This window comes from Paralimibaculum aggregatum (assembly GCF_030270585.1).
GTDB lineage: Bacteria > Pseudomonadota > Alphaproteobacteria > Rhodobacterales > Rhodobacteraceae > Thermohalobaculum > Thermohalobaculum aggregatum.
Genome location: NZ_BSYI01000044.1, coordinates 11,961 through 32,714, shown reverse-complemented (window position 1 = coordinate 32,714; position 20,754 = coordinate 11,961). Strand labels below are relative to the sequence as shown.

Genomic DNA, 20,754 nt, shown 5'->3' with positions numbered 1-20,754 from the left:
TGTTCTCTCCCTGTCTGCTTGGATTGGCGATCGGCTCAGATGCCGAAACCGGCGATCAGCGCGAGGCAGAGCGCCGCGAGGATCACGGTGAGGCCCACCAGCACCCCGATCGCCGCCGGGCCGACCTCGGCCAGCTTCTTCAGCGAGGTCTTCATGCCGAGGGCCGCGATCGCGGCGATCAGGCACCAGCGCGAGAGCTCGAGCACCGCCTCCGACACCCAGGCCGGCACCGCGCCGGTGGAGCCGATCAGCACCAGCGCGGCAAAGCCGAGCACGAAGAGCGGCACCGGCAGGCGGGCGGGCGCACCCGGCTGGCGGGTCGCGAAGGCCATGGAGATCGCGATCACCACCGGCACCAGCAGCGCCACGCGCAGCAGCTTGACGATGGTTGCGGTGTCGCCGGCCTCCTCGGAGATGCTGTAGCCCGCGCCGACCACCTGCGCCACGTCGTGGATCGTGGCGCCGAGGAAGACGCCGGCCTCGCGGTCGCTCAGGCCCAGCGCGCCGGCCAGGATCGGATAGGCGATCATCGCCACCGTGCTGAGCGTGGTGACCGCGATCACCGTGAAGACCGTGTCGCGCTCCTTCTCCGGGTGATTGGGCAGCACCGAGGAGATCGCCAGCGCCGCCGAGGCGCCGCAGATCGCCACCGCGCCGCCGGTCAGCACGCCGAAGCGGTGCCGCCGCCCGACCGCACGCGAGAGCAGTAGCCCCGTCCCGATGGTCGCCGCGACGCCGGTCAGCGTGATCGCCACCACCGAGCCGCCGAGCGCGATCACCTGCTGCACCGTGATGCCGAGGCCGAGCAGCGCCACGCCGAGGCGCAGGATGCCCTTCGATACGAACTCGATCCCCGGCGCGCAGCGGCTCGTCGGCTCCTCCGTCAGGAAGGCGAAGGCCATGCCGAGCAGCAGCGCCATGAGCATCACCGGCGCGCCGTAGTGCTCGGACAGGAATTTCGCGGCGAGCGCCACCGTCCCGGCGATCAGCACCCCCGGAAACAGCCGTCTGGCGGCGTCCGCGCGGGACGCCTCTGTGGTGAGCGTCATCCGATCAGTTCGTCCGAACGGTCGTCGGTCTCGCCATAGCGCTTGAGCACCGCCGGGCGGGTGCCCTCATAGGCGCGGTGCAGGTTCTCGGCGATCTTGGCGTTCTCGCGTTCGAAGAGGCAGTTGCCCTCGAGATCGGAGGCGACGATGAAGGGCCCCATGTCGCGGCATTTCAGCACCCACATCGCCTGCGCGAGGCCGAGCTCCTTCTCCCAGTGCACCGCCTCCACGTTCTCCACCCCGCGCCCGAGCAGCGCGCCGGTGCCGTAGCCCACCGTGGTGAGGTAGATCGCGCCATTGGGCACGAAGTGCTTCTTGTAGGTGGCGGAGGACATCCCGCCCTTGCCGACGATCAGCCTCGCGCCGGATTTCTCGAACCACTCGCCGAGCCATTTCTCGAAGCGGAAGGAGGCCGTCGCCGTCACCGCGCCGAGGCGGAAGCTGCCGTCGGCGTCGATGCTCGCGGCGGGGGAGCAATGGAAGTTGGCCGCGCTCTCCCGCGGCAGCTCCATCGGGATGTTGGCCTGCTCCTCGAGCGCGCGCTTGTAGACGCCTTCGCGGGCGGTATACATCAGCCCGTCGAGATGGACGATGTCGCCGAGGCGCAGGGCCTCGAGGTCCTGGCGCGTCGGGGTCGTGCTGAGGCGGATCTTGGCGGGTGGCGCCATCTCGGGTCTCCTCTTGGTGAAGCGCGGCTCAGCCGGTCGCCGCGGTATCGGCGGTTCCGGTCGCGATCACGCCTGCATCGGCGAGCCGCGCGATCTCCGCGCCGTCGCGGCCGATCTCGCCGAGCAGGGCGGCGGTGTCGGCGCCGAAGGCGGGGCAGGGGTCCAGGCCATCGGGTTGCCAGGGTGCGCGGAACGCCAGCGCCGGGGCGCGCAGCGTGATGCCGAGCTCGGGCACCGCGAGCGGCTGCCAGCAGGGGGTATCGGTCATCTGCGGGTGCGCGAGGATCTCGGCGAGGCTCAGCACCCGGGCCGCCGGCACGCCGGCCGCGGCGAGGCGGGTCTCCCAGTCGGCGGCGGTTGCCGTGGCCAGCTCCGCGGCGAGCCCTTCGGCGACGCGCGCGGCATCCGGCTCCTCGGCCAGCTCGGGGCGGCCGATGGCGGCGGCGAGGCGCACCGCCTGGGCCGGGGTGTTCGCGGTGATGACGAGCTGCCCTTCGGCGGTGTCGAAGCGCCCCGAGAAAGGGGAATCCGAAAACGCCCGGTTGCCGTCGAGCCCGCGGAGCTGGCCGGTGGCCTGGTGGTGCATGGCATAGGCGCCCATCAGCGTGGTCACCGCGTCGAGCATCGAGACCTGCAGCCGCTGCGCCCGGCCGGGGCGGCGTCCGCGCTCGATCAGCGCACCGAGCAGGGCGGCGACCAGTGCCTGGCCGGCGACATAGTCGACGATCGGCATGCCGACGCGCATCGGTCCGCTCTCGGCGGTGCCGGTCATCGCCATCAGCCCCGAGAGCCCCTGGAGCACGTGGTCATAGGCCGGGCGGCCGGCGAGCGGCCCCCCTGGGCCGAAGCCGCTGAGGCTGGCATAGATCACATCCCCGCGCCGCGCCCGCACCGCCTCGAAGCCGATGCCGAGACGCTCGACCACGCCGGGTCGGAAGTTCTCGGTCACCAGGTCCGCGGTGGCCGCCAGCTCGAGGAAGATCTCCCGCCCCTCCGGCGCCTTGAGATCGAGCGCCACCGAGCGCTTGCCCGTGTTCTGGCTGAGGAAGGAGGCGCCGAACCCGGCCGCGCGCATCTCGGCCGTGCCGCCGTGGCGGCGCACGAAATCGTCGCCGCCGATGCGCTCGATGCGGATCACCTCCGCCCCCATCAGCGCGAGCTGGCCGGTGGCATAGGGTCCGGCCAGCACATGCGTGAGGTCGAGCACCCGGATGCCGTCGAGCGGCCGCGGATGGCGGGCAGGTTTCAAGCCCTCACTCCGCCGCCAGCGCGGTCGGCCACTCGACCGTCTCGCGCCGCTGGTATGGGGTGAACCACGCCGGATCGGTGCGGTGCTCGACCCGGCCATCGGCCCAGATCCGGGCACAGGCACGGCGCGAGCTCAGGCAGAAGGCATGTACCGACATCTGCATGCCGCCGGTGTGGCAGTAGCCGACCTCGATATGGCAGTCGATCACCATCGACTTGCCGACGAAGCCCATGGCGCCCATGCCGATCGAGTTGCCGAGCTCCTTGAACTCCATCTCCAGCGCGGCGATCTTCGGGTCCGGGTTGCGGTCGCCCACGGTGCGCAGGCAGGCGGCGCGCTTGCCGAGCACCATGCAGGCATCCTTGGAGCCGCCGAGCCCGATGCCGATGATCGCCGGCTGGCAGGACAGCCCGCGCTTGCCGAAGGCCACGAGGCTGTCGAGGTAGAAGCGCTTGATCCCCTCGATCCCGTCGGACGGGAAGAGCATGCGGTAGTCGGTGCCGAAGAGCCCGCCCTTGTGCACGGTGGTCAGGTCGATCCACTCGCCGCCCGGCGCCGGCTCGAAGCCGTATTCGATCTCCGGCGCGGCGATGCCGACATTATTGTCGTGGTCGGTCCGCCAGAGCGGATGCACCCGGTTGGGGCGCAGCGGCACGCCGTTGGTCGCCGCGGCGGTGGCCCGGCGCAGCGCCGTCTCCAGCGCCACCGGCCCGCCCTGCACCTGCGCCTCGTTCGACATCTTGACGTACCAGCGCGGGCAGCCGGTGTCGCCGCACATCGCCCGGCGGTCCTCCTTGGCGGCCTTGTAGTTCTCCAGCATTGCCTGCAGCACGAAGGCGGAGAGATCGCCGTCCTCGACATGGGCCGCGGCCTCGAGCCCCGAGAGATAGTCGTCGGGGATCTCGATGGCGGCCTTGTCCATCAGGTTCTCGGCGGTCGACTGGATCAGATCGATGGGGATCATCGTCCCGTGCTCCTCTTGACTGCCCGCGGCTCGGCGGCCGGCGGGTGGCTCATTGGGCGGCGACCAGCGTCTCCGGCTCGCCTTCGGGCAGCACGGTCTCGCCGGGGCGGACGATGGTGAACGCGACCGGCTCGCGGTCGACATCGAGCCCCGCCGCGCTCTGGCGCACCACCGTATAATACGATGCCTCGAGATCGCCCGCCTCGGGAAAATCGCTGCGGTGATGGGCGCCGCGGGAGTTCTCGCGGGCCTGTGCCGCTTCGGCGATCGCGGCCGAGACCTCGACCAGCGAGGCCATGTTGAGCCAGTCGTGCCAGGTCAGGTTGAAGGCCCGCTCGCCGGCGGTGCCGGTGCCGTCGAGGCCGGTCTCGGCCAGTTCGGCGCGGAGCTCGCCCACCCGGGCGATGCCGCGCGCGAGCCCGCTGCCGGTGCGGATCACGCCGACATGCTCCCACATCGCCTCCTGCAGCGCGCGGCGCAGGCCCTGCACCGCGCCGGCCTTCGCGGCAGGGCGGGAGAAGGGGGCGAGGGCGCGGCCGATCTCGGCCTCCAGCACCGCCGGATCGGGCTCGCGCAGAGCGCCGGCGCCGGCGATATCCGCCCCCATCACGTCGCCGGCGATGCCGCCGAAGACCGTGGAGTTGGCCACCCCGTTGCCGCCGAGCCGGTTCGAGCCATGAGCGCCGCCGGCATCCTCGCCGGCCACGTGCAGGCCGGGAAGCGCGGTCCGGGTGTCGGGATCGACCACCACGCCGCCCATGAAGTAGTGCGCCGTCGGCACCACCTCGACCCGCCCGCCGGCGAGATCGAAGCCGCAATCGGCGCAGCGGCGCACCATGCCCTTGAACTTCTTCGCGACGTTCTCGGGGCCGAGATGCGCCATCGAGATGTAGACCCCGCCGCCGGGCGAGGCGTTCTGCTTCTGCATCTCGGCATAGATGCCGCGGCTCACCACGTCGCGGGTGGCGCGCTCGCCCTTGCCGTCGTAGTCGAACATGAAGCGGTGCCCGGCGCCGTTCAGCAGATGCCCGCCGGCGCCGCGCAGGCCCTCCTCGAGCACGGTGCCGGTCATCTTCGATTCCGGCCCCGCCAGCAGCCCGGTGGGGTGGAACTGCACCATCTCCATGTCGCGCAGCGGCAGCCCGGCGCGCAGCGCCATGGCGAGCCCGTCCATGGTCTTGTCACCCGAGGGCGTGTGGTAGCGGTACATCGTCGGCCCGCCGCCGGTGGCCATCAGCACCGCCTTGGCACGGACCAGCCGGAAGCGCCCGGTGCGCATGTCGATCAGCAGCACGCCGGCCAGCCCCTCGCCGCCCTTGGCGGGGATCAGCGCGATGGCGCGGTGCTCCTGCAGCTTCTCCACGGAGCGCGCGAGCACCTGCTCCATCAGCCGGTTGATGATCTCGATGCCGGTGAGGTCGCCCTTGTGCACCGTCCGGTCGGCGGTCTGCCCGGCAAAGGCCTTGTGGTGCAGCTTGCCGTCGGGGTTGCGGTCGAAGAAGCAGCCGATCTCGTTCTCGAGCTCGCGCACCCGCACCACCGCCTGCTCGCAGAGCCGCCAGGCCATGTCCTGGTGCGGCAGCCACTTGCCGCCGATGATGGTGTCCATGAAGTGCCGCTCGACGCTGTCGCCCGGGCCGAGCGCCACGTTGTAGCCGCCCTGCACCATCCGGGTGCAGCCGCATTTGCCGATCAGGCCCTTCACCGCGAGGGTCACCTTGGTGCCCTCCGGCGCCGATTGCAGCGCGTGCAGCGCCGCGAAGAGCCCGGCACCGCCCGAGCCGAGAATCAGGATGTCGGTGTCGTGGCGGTCGATTTCGGTCGTGGACTGGGTCATCTGGGTCTCCGCTCACACCGCCTGCAGGAAGAAGCCGCCGGAGACCAGCACCGCCAGCGCCACCGAGGCCGCGGCCATGGTCTTCTGCGCCGGGCTCCAGGGCAGGAATTCGAGCGCCATCAGCCGGAGCCCGCCGAAGAGATGCACCGCCAGCAGGAAGACGAGCCCGAACTCGGCGATCTTGGCCAGCAGGTTGTCGGTCCAGGCGAGGCCGGCATCGAGCGCCGCCGCCCCCTCGAGCACGCTGCCGAGCATCAGGAAATGCGCCGGCAGGAAGAGCGCGAGCGCCAGCCCGGAGACGCGGTGAAGGATGAAGGCGAACCAGAGCGGGTGCCTGCGATGTGGCCGGATCATGCGCCACCTCCCGCGGCCGCGGCCGCTGCACCGGCGGAAAAGGTCACCGCCCAGACCGCGCGCCAGCCCATCGCCAGCAGCAGCGCGAAGATGGCCAGCGCGGCGGCGTTCAGCACCAGCCCGCCGAGCCCGGCCCATTCGCGCAGGATCGTGCGCAGCCCGATCGCCGCATGCACCGCCACCGCCAGCGCGAACAGCCCGTAGAACAGCACCCAGCCGACCGAGCCGGCGGTGCGGCCAAGGATCTCCGCCGCCGAGAGCCCGCCCTGCACGGCGTAGATCATCACCGCGACATGGCCGAGCACCAGCGGCGCCATCACCAGCGCGGAAAGCCGCTGTGCCATGTAGAGTCGCATCTCGCCCATCGCTCAGCTCCCCTTGCCGAAGAACGACCGCGCCGCCGCGCGCTTCAGCCCGGCGATGCTCTCGAGCGGGTTGAGGCCGTTGGGACAATGCGCGGCGCAGCTTCCCATGGTGTGGCAGCTGTGGCAGCCGCCGTCGCCGGTCACCGCCTCGAGGATCGCGGCGCGGCCGGTGTCCTTGGCGTCATTCAGCAGCGTCCAGGCACGATTCAGCGCCGCCGGGCCGAGATAGTCCGGGTTGCCCGCCACCGTATCGCAGGCAGCATAGCAGACCGCGCAGTTGATGCACTCGATCCCGGCATCGGCGATCTGGCGCGTCTCGGCGGCGGGGTCGATCTCGGCCACCGGATCGTCGCGCGTGGCGCCGGCATGAAAGACGCCGCCGGCCTTCACCCATTTCTCGAAGAACGGATCCATGTCGACCGCGAGATCGCGGATCACCGGAAAGTTCGCCAGCGGCCCGATCTCGAGATTGCCGTCCTCGGCGACCTTGCCGACATGGGTCCGGCAGGTCCAGCGCGGCACGCCGTTCACGGTCATCGCGCAGGAGCCGCACATTCCCACCCGGCAGGCGTAGCGATAGGCCAGCGCACCATCGAGATGCTGCTGGATCCACGACACCACGTCGAGAACCGTCTGGCTCTCGTAGCGCGGGACCTCGTAGGCGGCATAGTCGCCGGCCTCCGGGGTGCCGCGCCAGACGCGGACATGCAGGCTGGGAAGTTCGGACATCTTGCGGGCAACCTCGGCGCGGTTCGGCTTGCTGATCGGATCTGGATCGAGGCCCGCAGTCTATCAAAATCAGGGATTTCAAAAATCGATTTATTATGACCGCTTCTGTAAGCGGAGATTTCCGGCCTGCGCGCGTGCTTGCGCAGGGGCAGGCGGGCCCGGCGCGCTGCCGGGCCCGTGCGACCGTCAGGCGGCATCCTTTGCCGGCGGCGTCCAGGCGAACTTCTCGAAGATCGGATCGACCGGGGTCTTGGCGAGGTGGTTGGTGTAGTTGGACATCACCTTCTGCGCGTAGCCGAGGATCACCTCGAGGATGTTGCGGCGGGTGAAGCCGGCATCGAGGAAGGCCTGCACGTCCTCGTCGCTCACGAAGCCGCGCTGGCGCACGAGCTTCAGGGTGAAGTCGCGCAGCGCCTCGAGGCGCGGGGTGGGCAGCGCGGTGTTGTTGCGCAGCGCCTCGGTGATGGCGTCGTCCACGCCCATGCCCTTGGCGATGCCGGTATGCGCGGGCACGCAGTAGTGGCACTCGTTCTCGACGTTGATCGCCTGCCAGACGACGGTGATCTCGTCCTTGTCGAGGCTCGAGTTCTGGAACGCCTTGTGCGCCACCTGGTAGGTCTCCAGCAGGCCGGGCGCATCCGCCATCACCTTGTGCAGACCGGGCAGGCGGCCGAAGGCGGCCTTCGACTTCTCGAGCAGCGGCTTGCTCTCTTCGGGGGCGGTGGTCTCGTCGTGGAAGGTGAACTTGGTCATCTGCAGGCTCCTGTTTCGGCGGCGCGGCGGGTCCGTGCCTGTGCGGCGAGAGATAACCGGTTTGAGTGATCGCTCAAGTGTAATTTTGAGCGATCACTCAAATGTGAGCGCAGCTACGCCTCGCGGGGCAGAGACAAGCGCGGCGAGGCCCCCTATTCTCGGAGACGTGATGAAACGTGCCCGGCCATATGACCGCGACACCGCGCTCGACGCGGCGATGCTCCTCTTCTGGCGGAAGGGGTATCACGCGACCTCGCTCAAGGATCTCGAGGCGGCGCTCGCGATGAAACCCGGCAGCATCTATGCCGCCTTCACCAGCAAGGAGGCGCTCTATCTCGCCGCGCTGGAACGCTATTTCCTGCGCAGCCGCGACGGGCTCCGGGCCGTGCTTGGCGAGGCGGCCTCGCCGCTCGCCGCGCTCGCGGGCTATCTGAGGGAGAGCGCCGGGCGGCAGCCCGAAACCGGCATCCATGCCTGCATGCTGGTCAAGACCATGCTCGACACCACGGCCGAGGGCACCGCGATCGGCGATCGAGCGCGGGACTATCTGGCGGCGATGCGGGCCGAGATCCTCGCCGCCTTCACCGAGGCGCAGGCACTGGGCGAGCTGCCGGCGGAGGCCGATCCGGCACGGCTCGCGCAGCGCTACCAGGCCAATCTCACGGCGCTGCGGATCGAGGCGCAGCGCGGCGCCGGCGCGGAGGAACTCGCCGCACTGGCCGATGACATGGCCGGCGAGGTCGAGGCGCTGCGTCGGCAGGCGCACTGAGCCGGGCAGCGGGCGCCCGTGTCAGGGCACCGCGGCGATGGTGAGGAATGCGCCGAAGATCACCAGGTGGACGCCGCCCTGCAGGATCGTGGTGCGCCCGGTCGCGAGGCTCAGTGTCGCCGCGAAGAGCGAGAGCACCAGCAGCACCACGTGTTCGGGCTCCAGCCCCAGCACCAGCGGCGTGCCGAGGATCAGCGACACCACCGCCACCGCCGGAATGGTCAGCCCGATGCTTGCCATCGCCGAGCCGAGCGCGAGGTTGAGGCTGGTCTGCAACCGGTTCGCCCGCGCCGCGCGGAAGGCCGAGAGCCCTTCCGGCAGCAGCACCACCGCGGCGATCACCACGCCGACGAAGGCCGCCGGCAGCCCGGCCCAGGCGACGCTGGACCTGACAACCGGCGTCAGCGTCTCGGCCAGCAGCACCACCGAGACGAGCGCCACCAGCAGCAGCCCGGCGCTGGCCAGCGCGGCGCGCGTCTCCGGCACCGGATGCGGCGTGCCCTCGGGGCGCCGCTCGTCGAGGAAATAGGTGCGGTGGCGGATCGTCTGGGCAAACAGGAAGAGGCCGTAGAGCAGCAGGCTCGCCGCCGCCACGAAGACCAGCTGCGGCTCCGCATAGACTGGCCCCGGCACCGCCACGGTGTAGTTCGGCAGGATCATGGTCAGGGTGGCCAGCACGCCGATCACGCCGAGCGCCGCCCCCGCGCCCTGCACCTGGAACTCCTGCTCGCGGTGGTGGATGCCGCCGGTCAGCAGGCAGAGCCCGACGATGCCGTTCAGCACGATCATCACCGCGGCAAAGACGGTGTCGCGGGCGGTCTCGACGCCGCTCTCCGGGCTCGCCAGCATGATCGAGACGATCAGCGCCACCTCGATCACCGTGACCGCCGCGGCCAGCACGATGGAGCCGAAGGGCTCGCCGATCCGCGCCGCGATCACCTCGGCATGATGCACCGCGGCAAAGACCGCGGCGCCGAGCAGCACGGCCGCCAGCACGAGCACCGGGATGCTGGCGGGCTCGACGAGCTGCAGCAGCTGCGCGGCGACGAGGAGGGCGGCGGCGGGCGGCGCCGCGATCGTCCAGAGATGATGCCCTTGCCTGGCCGTGCTGCCCATTCCTTGTCCCTCGTTCCTGCATGTCGCCGGAGGTATCTAGAGGGCGGGCTGCCTTGCGCAACGCCGGATGGTGCAATGCCGAAATGTACTCGGGTCAAGCCCCGCGGCGCGCCGGGGGCATCCGCGCTGTCGTCGGAACTTGGGTCCGCGCGGGGCCTGCGCCGGGCTCAGGCCCCGCCGCCCCGCCGGGCGTGCAGGAGCGCAGTGTCGAGCGCCTGCAGGAAGCGTGCGCGGTCGGCCCTCGAGAACGCCGCGCCGCCGCCCTGGTGGAAGGGGTCGGCCGCGCGGATGTCGCTCATCAGGTCGCGCATGGCGAGGCGCTGGCCGATATTGCTCGGCGTCAGCCGCTCGCCATTGTGCTGCAGCACCGCGGCGCCTGCCTTCACGCAGCGGTCGGCAAGGGGGATGTCGGCGGTCACCACCACATCGCCCGGGCCGCAGGTCTCGGCGATCCAGCGATCCGCGACATCCGGGCCTTCCGCGACGATCTGCACCCGCACCAGCGGGTTGGCCGAGGGGCGCAGGCCGCCATTGCAGACCAGCACCATCGGCACCCCCTGCCGGGTGGCGACGCGCTCGGCTTCGGCCTTCACCGGACAGGCATCGGCATCGATATAGAGCGTGGTCACGGGCGGCACCGGGGCTTGTTGGTCGGGAGGCCCTGCCGGGCTTGCCCGCCTGATACACCGGCCGGGGCTATGCCGCCAGCCCGGCCGCCTCAGCCGCGCCGGCGGAGCGCTCGCAGCCGCGGCACGAGGCGCTGGAGGATCTGGCTGCGCACCAGCAGCGGCCCCCAGCCGAGCGGCCCGAGCCTCAGGATCTCGCCGAGCAGCGGCCAGACCGGGCGGGGCCTGCCGTGGAGCCGTGATACCAGCGCCAGGTTGATGCCCGCCGCCGCCGCGCCGAGCGCCCGTGCCTGCCGCCCCCGGCGCCCGCCGAGCGCCGCTCCGTGCCGCGCGAGCGGGATCTGGTGCTGTGCGGCGAAGTCCTCGAGATCGCGAGAGCCCGTCACCGTCTGCGATCCGGCATGGATGCGGAACCCGGCGAGCCGCTCCGGCGTCCAGGCCACGGGCCCCTGCCGGGCGAGCGCCAGCCAGAGATCCCAGTCGGCGGTGTACCAGAGATCCTCCGACAGCCCGCCGCGGGCGAGCGCGGCCTCGCGGCGGAACATGGCGGCCGGCAGCGCCACGGTGTTCTGCACCAGGAGCGTGGCGAGCGCGGTTTCGCTGTCGATCAGCCGCGCGCGCCGGCCGAAGGGGGGCGAGAACCGGCCGAGCCTGCGGTCCTGCCCGTCGATGAACCAGGCGGCGTGCAGCCAGAGCGCTGCCTCCGGATGGCGCTCGGCGAGGGTGAGCATCGCCGCGACGCGCCCGGGCAGCCAGATGTCGTCCTGGTGCAGCATCGAGACGAGCGGCCCCCGCGCCGCGCGCAGCCCCGCATTGGTGGTCTGCATCCAGTTGCGGCAGTCCGGCGCGTCGAGCACGCGCAACGGCAACCTGGCGGCATGGCGCTCGAGGATCTCGCGCGAGCCGTCGCCGGAGGCCTGGTCGACGGCGACGATCTCGACCTCCCCGAGCCGTGCCTGCCCGTCGAGCGAGCCGAGCGTGCGCCCGAGCGTGGCGGCGCCGTTGTAGACCGGGATCACCACGCTCAGTCGGGTCATTGCACCGCCTCGGCGCCGCCGGGGCAGGCGCGGAGGGCCTCGATGCGGGCGCGATAGCCGGGCCAGCGCCCGGCGAGGGCCTGTGGGTCCGGCACGGCGAGGCCGAGCGGCGCCGCCTCCGACGGCGCCATGTAGGCCAGCCGGTGCGCCCGGCAGAGCCTGGCGATCTGCGCCGGGTCGAGCAGGCTCAGCCGCATCCGCAGCGGGCGCTCCTCAAGGAAGGGGTCGTTCCGCACCAGATCGGCGCCGTAGTAGATGCCGACATCATCGACCACGACGATCCCGGCATCGCGCGCGACCAGCCGTTCCGCCTCGGCATAGCGCCCGACCAGATCGCGCATCAGCGCCCCGCGCAGCGGAAGCATCACGAACGGTGTGAGCAGCAGGAGCAGCAGCACCGCGGCGCGCAGCCGGGCCAGTTCTGCCCGCCCGGCGATCGCCATCCATCCCGCGGCCCCGAGCAGCGCGAGATTGCCGATGATGCCATGGAGATAGCGGTAGCCCCAGCCATGGCCCTGATCGGGCATCAGGATCGGATAGGGCAGGAAGGTCGTGACCACCGAGGCAGCCAGCATCAGCAGCACCCGCTGCCGGCTGCCCCGGGCCGCCCAGGCGAGGAGCAGCGGCAGCAGCGCCAGGCTTTGCCAGGCGAGCAGCCGGACGAGATTGCCGTAGACCGTGGCCCAGGCCTCGAGGCCCGGCCAGCCGGCGATCCGCGCGAGCGTCGCGGCCACCGCGCCCGTCGCCGGGGCGGGCGCGGCCGATGCGGCGCCGGCCCAGCCCAACGGGTCCCAGGACAGGAGCAGCAGGTGCCCGAGCAGGTTGCTGACGCCGTACCAGAGCAGGAGCCCCGGGCGGAACGGCCGCAGCAGGCCGAGCAGGAAGGGCAGTGCGAAGAAGGCATGCACGTGGATCTGGTGCATCGAGGCGGCGGCGATGCCGACCAGTGCCGCGAGGCCATGGCAGACCGGCCGGTCGCGCAGGAAGAGCCAGAGCCAGAGCAGGTTGAGCGCGAGATGGGCCTGCATCGCATAGGAGGTGCTGCCGGCCGCGAGCACCTGCTGCGAGGTGGCGACGAGCAGCGCCGCGACCACCGCGGGGGCCGCCTGTCCCGGCCAGATCTGGCGCGCCACCGCGGCGACCAGGATCACCGAGAGCCCGACCATCGCGCTCGCGGCATAGCTGCCGGCTCCGACCAGCGCAAAGAGCCCATGCAGCGCCGCCATCCCCGGCAGGTAGCCGCTGGCGACCGCCCCGGTCGCGCCGTCGATCCTGGCGAAGTCGTGGTACAGGGCGCGGCGTTCGGGCAGGAACTCGGCCGGGATCGTTCCGGTGAGCCGGCCTTCGGCGAACAGTGCGCCCTGGAACCGGGTCATCCACTCGTCCATCGAGAAGGCGTGGTCGTGATGCACGAGCTGCACGGCGATGGCGGCAAGCGCCGTGGCCGCGACCGCGATCGCCCAGACCGGCACCCGGCCCGGGTCGAGCCGCTCAAGCCGCGCGACGAGCCCGGCGCCGGCCAGCCGCTCGAACAGCACCGCGCCGGCGAGGCAGCCGAGCACTGCCAGCAGGCCCGGCACGCCGACGACCACCCAGATCGTGTGCGACATCGTCTGGAAGGTGAGGCCCGACAGCTCCAGCACCGCCGCCGATGCGCCGAGAAGCAGCATCAGCGCGAAGGAATGGATCGTCGACATCGCCGTCGCCTCCTGCCGCGCCGTCAGGGATCGAACGCATGCCGCGAGCGGTGCCCGGAGACCACCGACAGAAGGAAACCCGAGAAGAAGACCTGCGTGCCGATGACGAAACAGGTGGCCCAGGCGACGAGCCCCCGGATCTCGTTGAGCGGACCGTAGCCCGAGGCGACCCAGACCAGCGCGATATGGACGATGCCGGCGATGCCGGCGGCACTCAGGACGAGGCCGGCGAGGATCCAGTATTGCAGCCGCGAGTGCTGCAGCAGCGCCATCGCGATACCGTTCGGCCGGCGTATCCCCTCGCGATAGGTGTAGAGCAGCGCCGTCAGCCCCATCAGCGCCGCCTGCACCGCGACGATCAGCATCGCGCTGGCGACGATCGCCCAGTGGTCGCCGATGAAGAAGCCGCCGAAGCGCAGCACCGGCGCATCCCCCGCGAGCAGCAGCGCCGCGATGACCGCGAGGCCGAGCAGGAACATCGCGCCCGCCGGCGCCAGGAACAGCCAGGTCGGGCTCAGCAGCAGCATGTAGACGAGATGCCGGAAGCCGTCGCGCCAGGGCCGCAGATGCGGGGGCCGCCCGCGCCCGTCGGGCCAGAGCGTCACCGGAACCTCCGCGATCCGCATCTCCATGAGCACCGCCTTCAGCACCATCTCGGAGGCGAACTCCATGCCGGTCGATGACAGGCGCATGCGCTCGAAGGCGGACTTGCTGAGCGCGCGCAGCCCGCAATGGGCATCGCCGATATCGGTGCGGAACAGCAGCCGCAGGATGCCCGAGAGCACCGGATTGCCGATATGCCGGTTCTTCCACGGCATGGCGCCGGGCTTGATCTCGCCGCGAAAGCGCGACCCCATGCAGAGATCGGCGCCCTCGCGCAGCGCCGCCACCATGGGCAGGGCGTCGACGAAATCATAGGAGCGGTCGCTGTCGCCCATCACCAGATAGGTGCCGCATGCCGCCCGGAAGCCGCCGAGCAGCGCCGCGCCATAGCCGCGTTCGGCCACCGGCACCACCCGCGCGCCGGCCGCCTCGGCAAGCTCGCGGCTGCCATCGGTGCTGCCGTTGTCGGCGACGATGATCTCGCTCGGAATGCCGTGCAGCGCCTCGATCTTCTCGGCGGCCAGCCGCGCCCGGCGCACGCACCACTCGATGGTCTCTGCCTCGTTGAGGCATGGCAGGACAAAGGAAACCGACTCCGCAGCTCCATCCATGAGCAGACCACTCCCCCGTAGCGCCGTCGACCACGGGGTGTCGCACAGAAGCCGGCGGATTCCAATCAAGTCCCGCTGGCCGGCGGTCTGGCGGGCAGCCCGGAACAGGCGCGGCGAACGCGGCGCTTTCGGTCGGCGCGCTGCCGGCTTAGAAGGCGCCCGATGCTGTATGACGCGATCATCCTCGGGGCGGGCGGTGCCGGGCTCCTCGCTGCGGCGACGGCGGGGCAGGCGGGCGCCCGCGTGCTCGTGCTCGACCATGCCGACCGGCCGGGCAGGAAGATCCTGATCTCCGGCGGCGGGCGGTGCAACTTCACCAACATGGGCGCCGCGCCGGAGTGCTTCCTCTCCGGGAACCCGCATTTCGCGCGCTCGGCGCTCAGCCGCTACACGCAGTGGGACTTTCTCGATCTGGTCGAGCGCCATGGCATCGCCTGGCACGAGAAGACCCTCGGCCAGCTGTTCTGCGACGGCTCGGCACGGCAGATCGTCGAGATGCTGCTCGAGGAGTGCCGGATGGGCGGCGTCGAGATCCGGCTCGGCGCGGAGATCGGCGAGATCGGGCATGGCGACGGCCGGTTCCGCGTGGCCGGCGCCGCGGCCCGGCATCTGGTGATCGCCACCGGCGGGCCCTCGATCCCGAAGATGGGCGCCACCGGCATCGCCTACGACATCGCCCGGCGCTTCGGCCTTGGCGTGGTGACGCCGCGGCCCGCGCTGGTGCCCTTCCGGCTCGGCGAGGCGGAGGCCGAGTTCCGCGCGCTGGCCGGGGTCGCCTTCCCGGTCGCGGCGCAGGTGAACGGCGCACGCTTCGAGGAGGCGGCGCTCTTCACCCATCGCGGGCTCTCCGGCCCGGCGATCCTGCAGGTCTCGTCCTACTGGCGTGAGGGCGATCCGGTGACGCTGACCGTGCTGGCCGGGGCGGCGGAGAAGCTCCGCGCAGCCAAGCGGCGGATGCCGCGGGCGCATCTGAAGGCGGCGCTGGCCGAGCACCTGCCGAGCCGGCTGGCCGAGGCGATGGCCGCGCGGATCGGTATCGCGAAGGAGCTCGGCAACGTGCCCGATGCCGTGCTCGATCGCGCCGCGGCGGAGCTGGAGCACCTCGCCCTCCACCCCACCGGCACCGAGGGCTATGCCAAGGCCGAGGTCACCGCCGGCGGCATCGACACCGCCTGCCTGTCTTCCAAAACCATGGGCGCACGCGGCGTGCCCGGGCTCCACGCCATCGGCGAGGCGGTGGACGTGACCGGCTGGCTCGGCGGCTACAACTTCCAGTGGGCCTGGTCTTCGGGTCATGCCGCCGGGCGCGCGATCGCCGAGGCCTGCCGCTGACGCAAGGCGGCTTTCCGCACCTGATGCGCGATCGAAACTCTGTTTTTTCGCAACTGCGGTAGAAGCTGACGGGGCAGCGTGCTAGGTCCCGGGCTTCCGTGCAATGCGAGCCTTTCGACAGCGAGCCCAAGCCAGATGTCCATGTATACCGACTTCGTGAGGAACCTCGAGGAGAGCTTCCCGCGCGGCGCCGCCCGGGCGCTTGCCGGCCAGCCGATCTCTGCCGGCGAGATCCGCACCGAGCTGCTCTCCGGGCTCACCGTGGCACTGGCGCTGGTTCCGGAGGCGGTGGCCTTCGCCTTCGTCGCCGGGGTGCATCCGCTGGTGGGGCTCTACGCGGCCTTCCTCGTCGGGCTCATCACCGCGATCTTCGGCGGCCGCCCGGGGATGATCTCCGGCGCCACCGGCGCGCTCGCGGTGGTGATGGTGGCGCTGGTGGCGCAGCACGGGGTGGAGTATCTCTTCGCCACCGTGGTGCTGATGGGGCTGCTGCAGGTCGCCGCCGGGGTGCTGCGCTTCGGCAAGTTCATCCGCATGGTGCCGCATGCGGTGATGCTCGGCTTCGTGAACGGGCTGGCGATCGTGATCTTCCTCGCGCAGCTCGGGCAATTCCAGGTGCCGGGCACCGCGGAAGCTGCGGGCCACGGGATCGCGGGGGGCGAATGGCTCACCGGCTGGCCGCTCGCCACCATGCTGCTGCTGGTCGCGCTGACCATGGCGATCATCTGGCTGCTGCCGCGGCTCACCACCGTGGTGCCGGCGCCGCTGGCCGGGATCGGCATCGTTGCGCTCGTGGTGATCGGGCTCGACATCGACGTGCCGCGGGTCGGCGACATGGCCTCGATCGAGGGCGGGCTGCCGAGCTTTCACCTGCCTCTGGTGCCGCTCTCCTTCGAGACGCTCTGGATCATCCTGCCCTATGCGGTGATCCTCGCCGCCATCGGCCTGATCGAGAGCCTGCTGACGCTCAACCTGGTCAACCGCATGACCGGTCAGCGCGGCGGCGCCAGCAAGGAGTGCATCGCCCAGGGCGCGGCCAACATCGTCACCGGCTTCTTCGGCGGCATGGGCGGCTGCGCGATGATCGGCCAGTCGATGATCAACGTGCGCTCCGGCGGGCGGCGCCGGCTCTCCGGCATCTCGGCGGCGCTGTTCCTGCTGAGCTTCATCCTGATCGGCTCGCCGCTGATCGAGCAGATCCCGCTGGCGGCGCTGGTCGGCGTGATGTTCATGGTGGTGATCGGCACCTTCGCCTGGAACACCTTCCGCATCATGCGCGTGGTGCCGCTGCACGCGACCTTCGTGATGCTGCTCGTCACCGTCGTGACGGTCTGGGAGGACCTCGCCATCGCGGTGGTGGTCGGCGTGATCGCCTCGGCGCTCTGGTATGCCTGGGAGAGCGCCAAGCGGATCGACGCGATCGCCGAGACCGGCCCCGATGGCGAGAAGGTCTACCGCATCCAGGGTCCGCTCTTCTTCGGCTCGGCCTCCGGTTTCGGCGAGCTCTTCGACCCGGAGCGCGATCCGGATACGGTGATCCTCGATTTCGCGAACAGCCGGGTGTTCGACCAGTCGGCCCTCTCGGCGATCGAGGGCGTCTCCGCGCGCTACAATCAGGCCGGCAAGTCGATCCGGCTGCGCCATCTCTCGCGCGACTGCTACCGGCTGCTCTCGCGGACCGGGCTGCTGTTTGACGAATCCGACGACGACCCGGATTACCAGGTGGCGGTGGACTATTCGGTGAAGGTGGGGCTCTTCGAGGGCGCGCACTGAAGCGCGTTTCGGGGGCGCCTGGGCGCCCCCGCGGATCGGGTCACTCCGCCTCGTCCATCCTCGAGGCATTGAGCTGGGCGTAGTTCTCCTTGCCGACGCGGTCGTGCAGGTCGATCTGGGTCTCGAGGAAGTCGATATGGCCCTCCTCGTCGGCCAGCAGCTCCTCGAACAGCGCCATGCTCACATAGTCCCCGGCCTCGCGGCAGTATTCCCGCGCCTCCTTGTAGAGCGCCCGGGCCTCCTGCTCGGCGGCGAGGTCGCATTCCAGCGTCTCCCGGGGGGTCTGGCCGATGCGCAGCGGGTCCAGCTTCTGCAGGTTGGGATGGCCCTCGAGGAAGATGATCCGGGCGATCAGCTTGTCCGCGTGGTTCATCTCCTCGATGCTTTCCTCGCGGCTCTTCTTGGCCATGTGGCTGAGGCCCCAGTCCTCCTGCAGCTTGTAGTGCAGCCAGTACTGGCTGATCGCGGTCAGCTCGCTGCGGAGTGCCCGGTTCAGATAGTCGATGACTTTCGCGTCGCCTTGCATGCTCGGTCTTCCTGTGTGGCTCCGGCCCGGAGATTGCGGAGTTGCATGGGGATATCCAGGTTCGGATTGTCGCGCATGGTTCCCAGGAAGAGCGGCAGGCAACCGCCGCAGTCGGGTGTCTTGCCGAGGGCGCGATAAACCTTGCCCGGTGTGATGAGCGTATCCTTGTCGGCCGCACGCATCCAGTCAATCGCAGCATGGATGTCGCGGTCGGTGATGGCCCGGCAATGGCAGACGATCATGGGCGCGCTCCCGGTTCGACGAGGGCCTTCGGCAGGCCGTCCTTGAGATCTGAGTGAAACACTCGGAATTGTCAATCCGAGTTTTTCACTCGGCTAACGGCCTGTGATCTCCGGGCGCACCCCGGGCCGGGCCAGCGGCGCGCCAACTCCTCGGCAGCCCGGGGCTCGCGCCGCCCGGCCGCGCCTGTCGCCGGCATTCGATCCGGTGCCGTCCGGGCGCCGGAACCGGGCCCCGGAAATCGCAGCGGGATCTCAGCTTGCCGGCCCGGCGTCCTGAAGCGACAGGAAGCTTTCGATGAAGGCCTCGAGCAGCAAGGTCCGCGTCATGCCCCGGCGAAGGACCAGCGTGAACTCGCTGTCGATGCCGATCTCCTGCGGCAGGAGCGCCTGCATTTCCCCCCGGGCGACCCAGATCGCCGCGTAGTGATCCGGCAGGAAGCCCAGGTACCGGCCGGTCAGGACGAGCATTGCAAGGCTCTCCATGTGCAGTGTGGCGGTGGCGGGGCTGAAGCGCAGATTGAACGGCTCGCCCTCGCCTTCGTAGACATAGGCACGCCCGGCGAAGGCCGCCGCCTCCAGCTCCTCCCTGCCGATATCCTCCCCGGGCCGATCGAAGAAGGGGTGCCCGCGCGCGCAGTAGAGATGCAGCCGCTCGCGAAAGACCGGCACATATTCGAACATCGGAAGCTGCCGGTAGAAGGCGCCGACGGCGGCGTCGAGCCGGCCCTCGGCCATCGCCATCTCGAGATCGTTCGGCGCCATGATCGACAGGCTGATGACCACGTCGCTGCCGCGATCCTTGACGGCGGCAAGCGCCTCGATCATCCGCGAGCGGGAATTGGTTGCGGTATTGTCGACGACCCCTACGCGCAGCTCGCCGGAAAGACGGCCCTTCACGCCGCTGACCTCGGCGCGGAAATCTTCCGTGGCCGCAAAGAGTTGCAGGCATGCCTGGTAGACGCGCTGCCCCTCCGCGGTGAGGGCGAAGCCACCCCGGCCGCGGCGGCAGAGCCGCATCCCGAGCCGCGCCTCGAGCTGGGCCATGCGCGTGCTGATCGTCGAGGGGCTGATGTTGAGCGCGACCTGCGCCGCCGCGAAACCGCCGGATTCCACGATGCTTGCGAAGAGCCGCAACAAGCGGAAATCGACGTCGTCCACCCGGGCCGGCACGCCTATTACCTCTTGGAAATCCAAAGTAAGCTTCTCAAGATTGGTATTTACACAAAGTGGAAGGGGCTGCAACTCTTTCTGCCAACCGGGTGTCGGTAACGGCAGAAAAGCTTTCCGCCGTATTTGAGAAAAACAAGATATCGGGAGGACGGTTCCAGATCTCGCCCTGGCGATTTCCGAATTGCCAAGGCTCCTGCCACAATAGGGGGAACGGACAATGAAGAACAGAATGACGCCGGCCTTGCTGTCGGTGATCGGGGTGCTGGCCTTCGGGCTCGCCGATCGGGTCTACGCCGGAGAGACGCTGCGAATCGTCAACAATGGGGGAGCGGTTGCCGAGGCTTCGCGCGAAGCCTGGTACGAACCCTTTGCCGCCGAGCGCGGCGTGGAGATCGTCGAGGACAACTGGAGCCAGGAATACGCGCGCCTGCGCACGCAGGTCGAGACCGGCAACCTGCAATGGGATGTGGTCGAGATCACGCTCAACCACATGTCGCTGGCCTGCAACGAGGGCTACATCGAGCAGGTGGACTGGTCCGAGCACCTGGACCCGGCCGATTTCGCGGATGCCGGCGGCGTGACCGATTGCGCTGTTCCGATCATGAGCGTCGTTGGCGGGCTCGCATATGACGGCGACGTGTTCAGCGACAATCCGCCGAAGAGCTGGGCCGATTTCTGGGATGTCGAGACCTGGCCGGGCAAGCGCGGGCTTCTCTTCCGGGCCAGCACGCTCGAGATCGCCCTGATGGCCGACGGTGTCCCGCCGGACCAGATCATTGCGACGCTGTCGACGCCCGAGGGGATCGACCGGGCCTTCGCCAAGCTTGAGGAGATCCGGGACCACATCCACTGGTGGCGGAGCGGCGCCGAGTCGGTGCAGATCCTCGCCACCGGCGAGGTCGCGATGGCCTATGTCTGGAACGGACGGGTCGCGACGATGAACAAGACCGAGAACCGGAACTTCCGGTACGCGTTCGAGGCAGGCTTCGTGCTGGGCAACCAGTATCTCGCGGTGATGGCGGGAACGTCCGAGCGCGAGCTCGCCATCGACTTCATCACCTACGCATCCTCGGCCGAGCCGCTCGCCAGGTTCTCGAACCGCATGCGCTACGGTCCGCCGAACAAGCAGGCGCTCGAGTTCGTCGATCCCGAGCTGCTCAAGACGCTGCCGAGCGAGTACATGGACAAGGCGTATATCCAGGGCGGAGAGGCATACATCCAGTTCTGGATCGACAACCTCGAGAGCCTGACGCAGCGCCTCGCCACCTGGGCAGCGCAGTAACG

At 70.1% G+C, this 20,754-nt stretch carries 21 protein-coding genes; 4 read left to right on the top strand and 17 right to left on the bottom strand.

Annotated elements, in window-relative coordinates:
* Positions 1 to 35: 35 nt before the first annotated feature.
* The 9 genes from QSJ97_RS20240 to QSJ97_RS20200 form a co-directional block, all read right to left on the bottom strand.
* Positions 36 to 1,049, bottom strand: a complete 1,014-nt coding sequence (locus QSJ97_RS20240; RefSeq protein WP_285674000.1) for a YeiH family protein — start codon at positions 1,047 to 1,049, stop codon at positions 36 to 38.
* A complete protein-coding gene (locus tag QSJ97_RS20235; protein WP_285673999.1) occupies positions 1,046 to 1,717 on the bottom strand; it encodes a fumarate hydratase C-terminal domain-containing protein in 672 nt (223 codons plus the stop codon). The genes QSJ97_RS20240 and QSJ97_RS20235 overlap by 4 nt, the downstream gene beginning before the upstream one ends.
* Before the next feature lie 28 nt (positions 1,718 to 1,745).
* Positions 1,746 to 2,966 carry a CaiB/BaiF CoA transferase family protein gene (locus QSJ97_RS20230; protein WP_285673998.1) on the bottom strand — a complete coding sequence of 407 codons (1,221 nt, stop codon included), beginning with the start codon at positions 2,964 to 2,966 and terminating at the stop codon, positions 1,746 to 1,748.
* Positions 2,967 to 2,970: 4 nt separating this feature from the next.
* Positions 2,971 to 3,930 carry a fumarate hydratase gene (locus QSJ97_RS20225; protein ID WP_285673996.1) on the bottom strand — a complete coding sequence of 320 codons (960 nt, stop codon included), beginning with the start codon at positions 3,928 to 3,930 and terminating at the stop codon, positions 2,971 to 2,973.
* A gap of 49 nt (positions 3,931 to 3,979) precedes the next feature.
* Positions 3,980 to 5,767 carry an L-aspartate oxidase gene (locus QSJ97_RS20220; protein ID WP_285673995.1) on the bottom strand — a complete coding sequence of 596 codons (1,788 nt, stop codon included), beginning with the start codon at positions 5,765 to 5,767 and terminating at the stop codon, positions 3,980 to 3,982.
* A 12-nt stretch (positions 5,768 to 5,779) separates the two neighbouring features.
* Positions 5,780 to 6,121: a succinate dehydrogenase, cytochrome b556 subunit gene (locus tag QSJ97_RS20215; RefSeq protein WP_285673994.1), complete on the bottom strand. Its 342-nt coding sequence runs from the start codon at positions 6,119 to 6,121 to the stop codon at positions 5,780 to 5,782.
* On the bottom strand, positions 6,118 to 6,486 hold the full coding sequence (locus tag QSJ97_RS20210) for a succinate dehydrogenase (RefSeq protein ID WP_285673992.1): 369 nt from the start codon (positions 6,484 to 6,486) through the stop codon (positions 6,118 to 6,120). The genes QSJ97_RS20215 and QSJ97_RS20210 overlap by 4 nt, the downstream gene beginning before the upstream one ends.
* Before the next feature lie 3 nt (positions 6,487 to 6,489).
* Positions 6,490 to 7,215 carry a succinate dehydrogenase/fumarate reductase iron-sulfur subunit gene (locus QSJ97_RS20205; protein WP_285673990.1) on the bottom strand — a complete coding sequence of 242 codons (726 nt, stop codon included), beginning with the start codon at positions 7,213 to 7,215 and terminating at the stop codon, positions 6,490 to 6,492.
* A gap of 186 nt (positions 7,216 to 7,401) precedes the next feature.
* Complete coding sequence (locus QSJ97_RS20200; protein ID WP_285673988.1) at positions 7,402 to 7,968, bottom strand: carboxymuconolactone decarboxylase family protein; 567 nt, start codon at positions 7,966 to 7,968, stop codon at positions 7,402 to 7,404.
* A gap of 169 nt (positions 7,969 to 8,137) precedes the next feature.
* Here QSJ97_RS20200 and QSJ97_RS20195 point away from each other — a divergent pair, with 169 nt between their 5' ends.
* Complete coding sequence (locus QSJ97_RS20195) at positions 8,138 to 8,737, top strand: TetR/AcrR family transcriptional regulator (protein ID WP_285673986.1); 600 nt, start codon at positions 8,138 to 8,140, stop codon at positions 8,735 to 8,737.
* A 21-nt stretch (positions 8,738 to 8,758) separates the two neighbouring features.
* On the opposite strand, the gene QSJ97_RS20190 is transcribed toward QSJ97_RS20195, so the two are convergent.
* The 5 genes from QSJ97_RS20190 to QSJ97_RS20170 form a co-directional block, all read right to left on the bottom strand.
* Complete coding sequence (locus QSJ97_RS20190; protein ID WP_285673984.1) at positions 8,759 to 9,853, bottom strand: calcium:cation antiporter; 1,095 nt, start codon at positions 9,851 to 9,853, stop codon at positions 8,759 to 8,761.
* A 167-nt stretch (positions 9,854 to 10,020) separates the two neighbouring features.
* Complete coding sequence (locus QSJ97_RS20185; protein ID WP_285673982.1) at positions 10,021 to 10,482, bottom strand: YaiI/YqxD family protein; 462 nt, start codon at positions 10,480 to 10,482, stop codon at positions 10,021 to 10,023.
* A gap of 89 nt (positions 10,483 to 10,571) precedes the next feature.
* Positions 10,572 to 11,516 carry a glycosyltransferase family 2 protein gene (locus tag QSJ97_RS20180; protein ID WP_285673981.1) on the bottom strand — a complete coding sequence of 315 codons (945 nt, stop codon included), beginning with the start codon at positions 11,514 to 11,516 and terminating at the stop codon, positions 10,572 to 10,574.
* Positions 11,513 to 13,213: a hypothetical protein gene (locus QSJ97_RS20175; protein ID WP_285673979.1), complete on the bottom strand. Its 1,701-nt coding sequence runs from the start codon at positions 13,211 to 13,213 to the stop codon at positions 11,513 to 11,515. Before QSJ97_RS20175 ends, QSJ97_RS20180 begins: the two co-directional genes overlap by 4 nt.
* Before the next feature lie 23 nt (positions 13,214 to 13,236).
* Complete coding sequence (locus QSJ97_RS20170) at positions 13,237 to 14,427, bottom strand: glycosyltransferase family 2 protein (protein ID WP_285673978.1); 1,191 nt, start codon at positions 14,425 to 14,427, stop codon at positions 13,237 to 13,239.
* Positions 14,428 to 14,589: 162 nt separating this feature from the next.
* Here QSJ97_RS20170 and QSJ97_RS20165 point away from each other — a divergent pair, with 162 nt between their 5' ends.
* Positions 14,590 to 15,759 carry a BaiN/RdsA family NAD(P)/FAD-dependent oxidoreductase gene (locus QSJ97_RS20165; protein ID WP_285673977.1) on the top strand — a complete coding sequence of 390 codons (1,170 nt, stop codon included), beginning with the start codon at positions 14,590 to 14,592 and terminating at the stop codon, positions 15,757 to 15,759.
* Between the two features lie 135 nt (positions 15,760 to 15,894).
* Positions 15,895 to 17,532 (top strand): SulP family inorganic anion transporter, encoded by a 1,638-nt coding sequence (locus tag QSJ97_RS20160; RefSeq protein WP_285673976.1) that lies wholly within the window; start codon positions 15,895 to 15,897, stop codon positions 17,530 to 17,532.
* Between the two features lie 40 nt (positions 17,533 to 17,572).
* Here QSJ97_RS20160 and bfr read toward each other — a convergent pair whose 3' ends face one another.
* The 3 genes from bfr to QSJ97_RS20145 form a co-directional block, all read right to left on the bottom strand.
* Positions 17,573 to 18,058 carry a bacterioferritin gene (gene bfr, locus QSJ97_RS20155; RefSeq protein ID WP_285673974.1) on the bottom strand — a complete coding sequence of 162 codons (486 nt, stop codon included), beginning with the start codon at positions 18,056 to 18,058 and terminating at the stop codon, positions 17,573 to 17,575.
* Positions 18,025 to 18,300, bottom strand: a complete 276-nt coding sequence (locus tag QSJ97_RS20150; protein WP_285673972.1) for a (2Fe-2S)-binding protein — start codon at positions 18,298 to 18,300, stop codon at positions 18,025 to 18,027. Before QSJ97_RS20150 ends, bfr begins: the two co-directional genes overlap by 34 nt.
* 252 nt (positions 18,301 to 18,552) lie before the next feature.
* Positions 18,553 to 19,470: a LysR family transcriptional regulator gene (locus QSJ97_RS20145; RefSeq protein ID WP_285673970.1), complete on the bottom strand. Its 918-nt coding sequence runs from the start codon at positions 19,468 to 19,470 to the stop codon at positions 18,553 to 18,555.
* A gap of 229 nt (positions 19,471 to 19,699) precedes the next feature.
* On the opposite strand from QSJ97_RS20145, the gene QSJ97_RS20140 reads away from it, so the two are divergent.
* Complete coding sequence (locus tag QSJ97_RS20140) at positions 19,700 to 20,752, top strand: ABC transporter substrate-binding protein (protein WP_285673968.1); 1,053 nt, start codon at positions 19,700 to 19,702, stop codon at positions 20,750 to 20,752.
* Positions 20,753 to 20,754: the final 2 nt, after the last annotated feature.

What these genes read in the sequence shown, in the direction of transcription:
- QSJ97_RS20240 (WP_285674000.1), bottom strand. Translation starts at nt 1,049, where the DNA reads ATGACGCTCACCACAGAGGCGTCCCGCGCGGACGCCGCCAGACGGCTG.
- QSJ97_RS20235 (WP_285673999.1), bottom strand. Translation starts at nt 1,717, where the DNA reads ATGGCGCCACCCGCCAAGATCCGCCTCAGCACGACCCCGACGCGCCAG.
- QSJ97_RS20225 (WP_285673996.1), bottom strand. Translation starts at nt 3,930, where the DNA reads ATGATCCCCATCGATCTGATCCAGTCGACCGCCGAGAACCTGATGGAC.
- QSJ97_RS20220 (WP_285673995.1), bottom strand. Translation starts at nt 5,767, where the DNA reads ATGACCCAGTCCACGACCGAAATCGACCGCCACGACACCGACATCCTG.
- QSJ97_RS20215 (WP_285673994.1), bottom strand. Translation starts at nt 6,121, where the DNA reads ATGATCCGGCCACATCGCAGGCACCCGCTCTGGTTCGCCTTCATCCTT.
- QSJ97_RS20210 (WP_285673992.1), bottom strand. Translation starts at nt 6,486, where the DNA reads ATGGGCGAGATGCGACTCTACATGGCACAGCGGCTTTCCGCGCTGGTG.
- QSJ97_RS20205 (WP_285673990.1), bottom strand. Translation starts at nt 7,215, where the DNA reads ATGTCCGAACTTCCCAGCCTGCATGTCCGCGTCTGGCGCGGCACCCCG.
- QSJ97_RS20200 (WP_285673988.1), bottom strand. Translation starts at nt 7,968, where the DNA reads ATGACCAAGTTCACCTTCCACGACGAGACCACCGCCCCCGAAGAGAGC.
- QSJ97_RS20195 (WP_285673986.1), top strand. Translation starts at nt 8,138, where the DNA reads ATGAAACGTGCCCGGCCATATGACCGCGACACCGCGCTCGACGCGGCG.
- QSJ97_RS20190 (WP_285673984.1), bottom strand. Translation starts at nt 9,853, where the DNA reads ATGGGCAGCACGGCCAGGCAAGGGCATCATCTCTGGACGATCGCGGCG.
- QSJ97_RS20180 (WP_285673981.1), bottom strand. Translation starts at nt 11,516, where the DNA reads ATGACCCGACTGAGCGTGGTGATCCCGGTCTACAACGGCGCCGCCACG.
- QSJ97_RS20175 (WP_285673979.1), bottom strand. Translation starts at nt 13,213, where the DNA reads ATGTCGACGATCCATTCCTTCGCGCTGATGCTGCTTCTCGGCGCATCG.
- QSJ97_RS20170 (WP_285673978.1), bottom strand. Translation starts at nt 14,427, where the DNA reads ATGGATGGAGCTGCGGAGTCGGTTTCCTTTGTCCTGCCATGCCTCAAC.
- QSJ97_RS20165 (WP_285673977.1), top strand. Translation starts at nt 14,590, where the DNA reads ATGCTGTATGACGCGATCATCCTCGGGGCGGGCGGTGCCGGGCTCCTC.
- QSJ97_RS20160 (WP_285673976.1), top strand. Translation starts at nt 15,895, where the DNA reads ATGTCCATGTATACCGACTTCGTGAGGAACCTCGAGGAGAGCTTCCCG.
- bfr (WP_285673974.1), bottom strand. Translation starts at nt 18,058, where the DNA reads ATGCAAGGCGACGCGAAAGTCATCGACTATCTGAACCGGGCACTCCGC.
- QSJ97_RS20150 (WP_285673972.1), bottom strand. Translation starts at nt 18,300, where the DNA reads ATGATCGTCTGCCATTGCCGGGCCATCACCGACCGCGACATCCATGCT.
- QSJ97_RS20140 (WP_285673968.1), top strand. Translation starts at nt 19,700, where the DNA reads ATGACGCCGGCCTTGCTGTCGGTGATCGGGGTGCTGGCCTTCGGGCTC.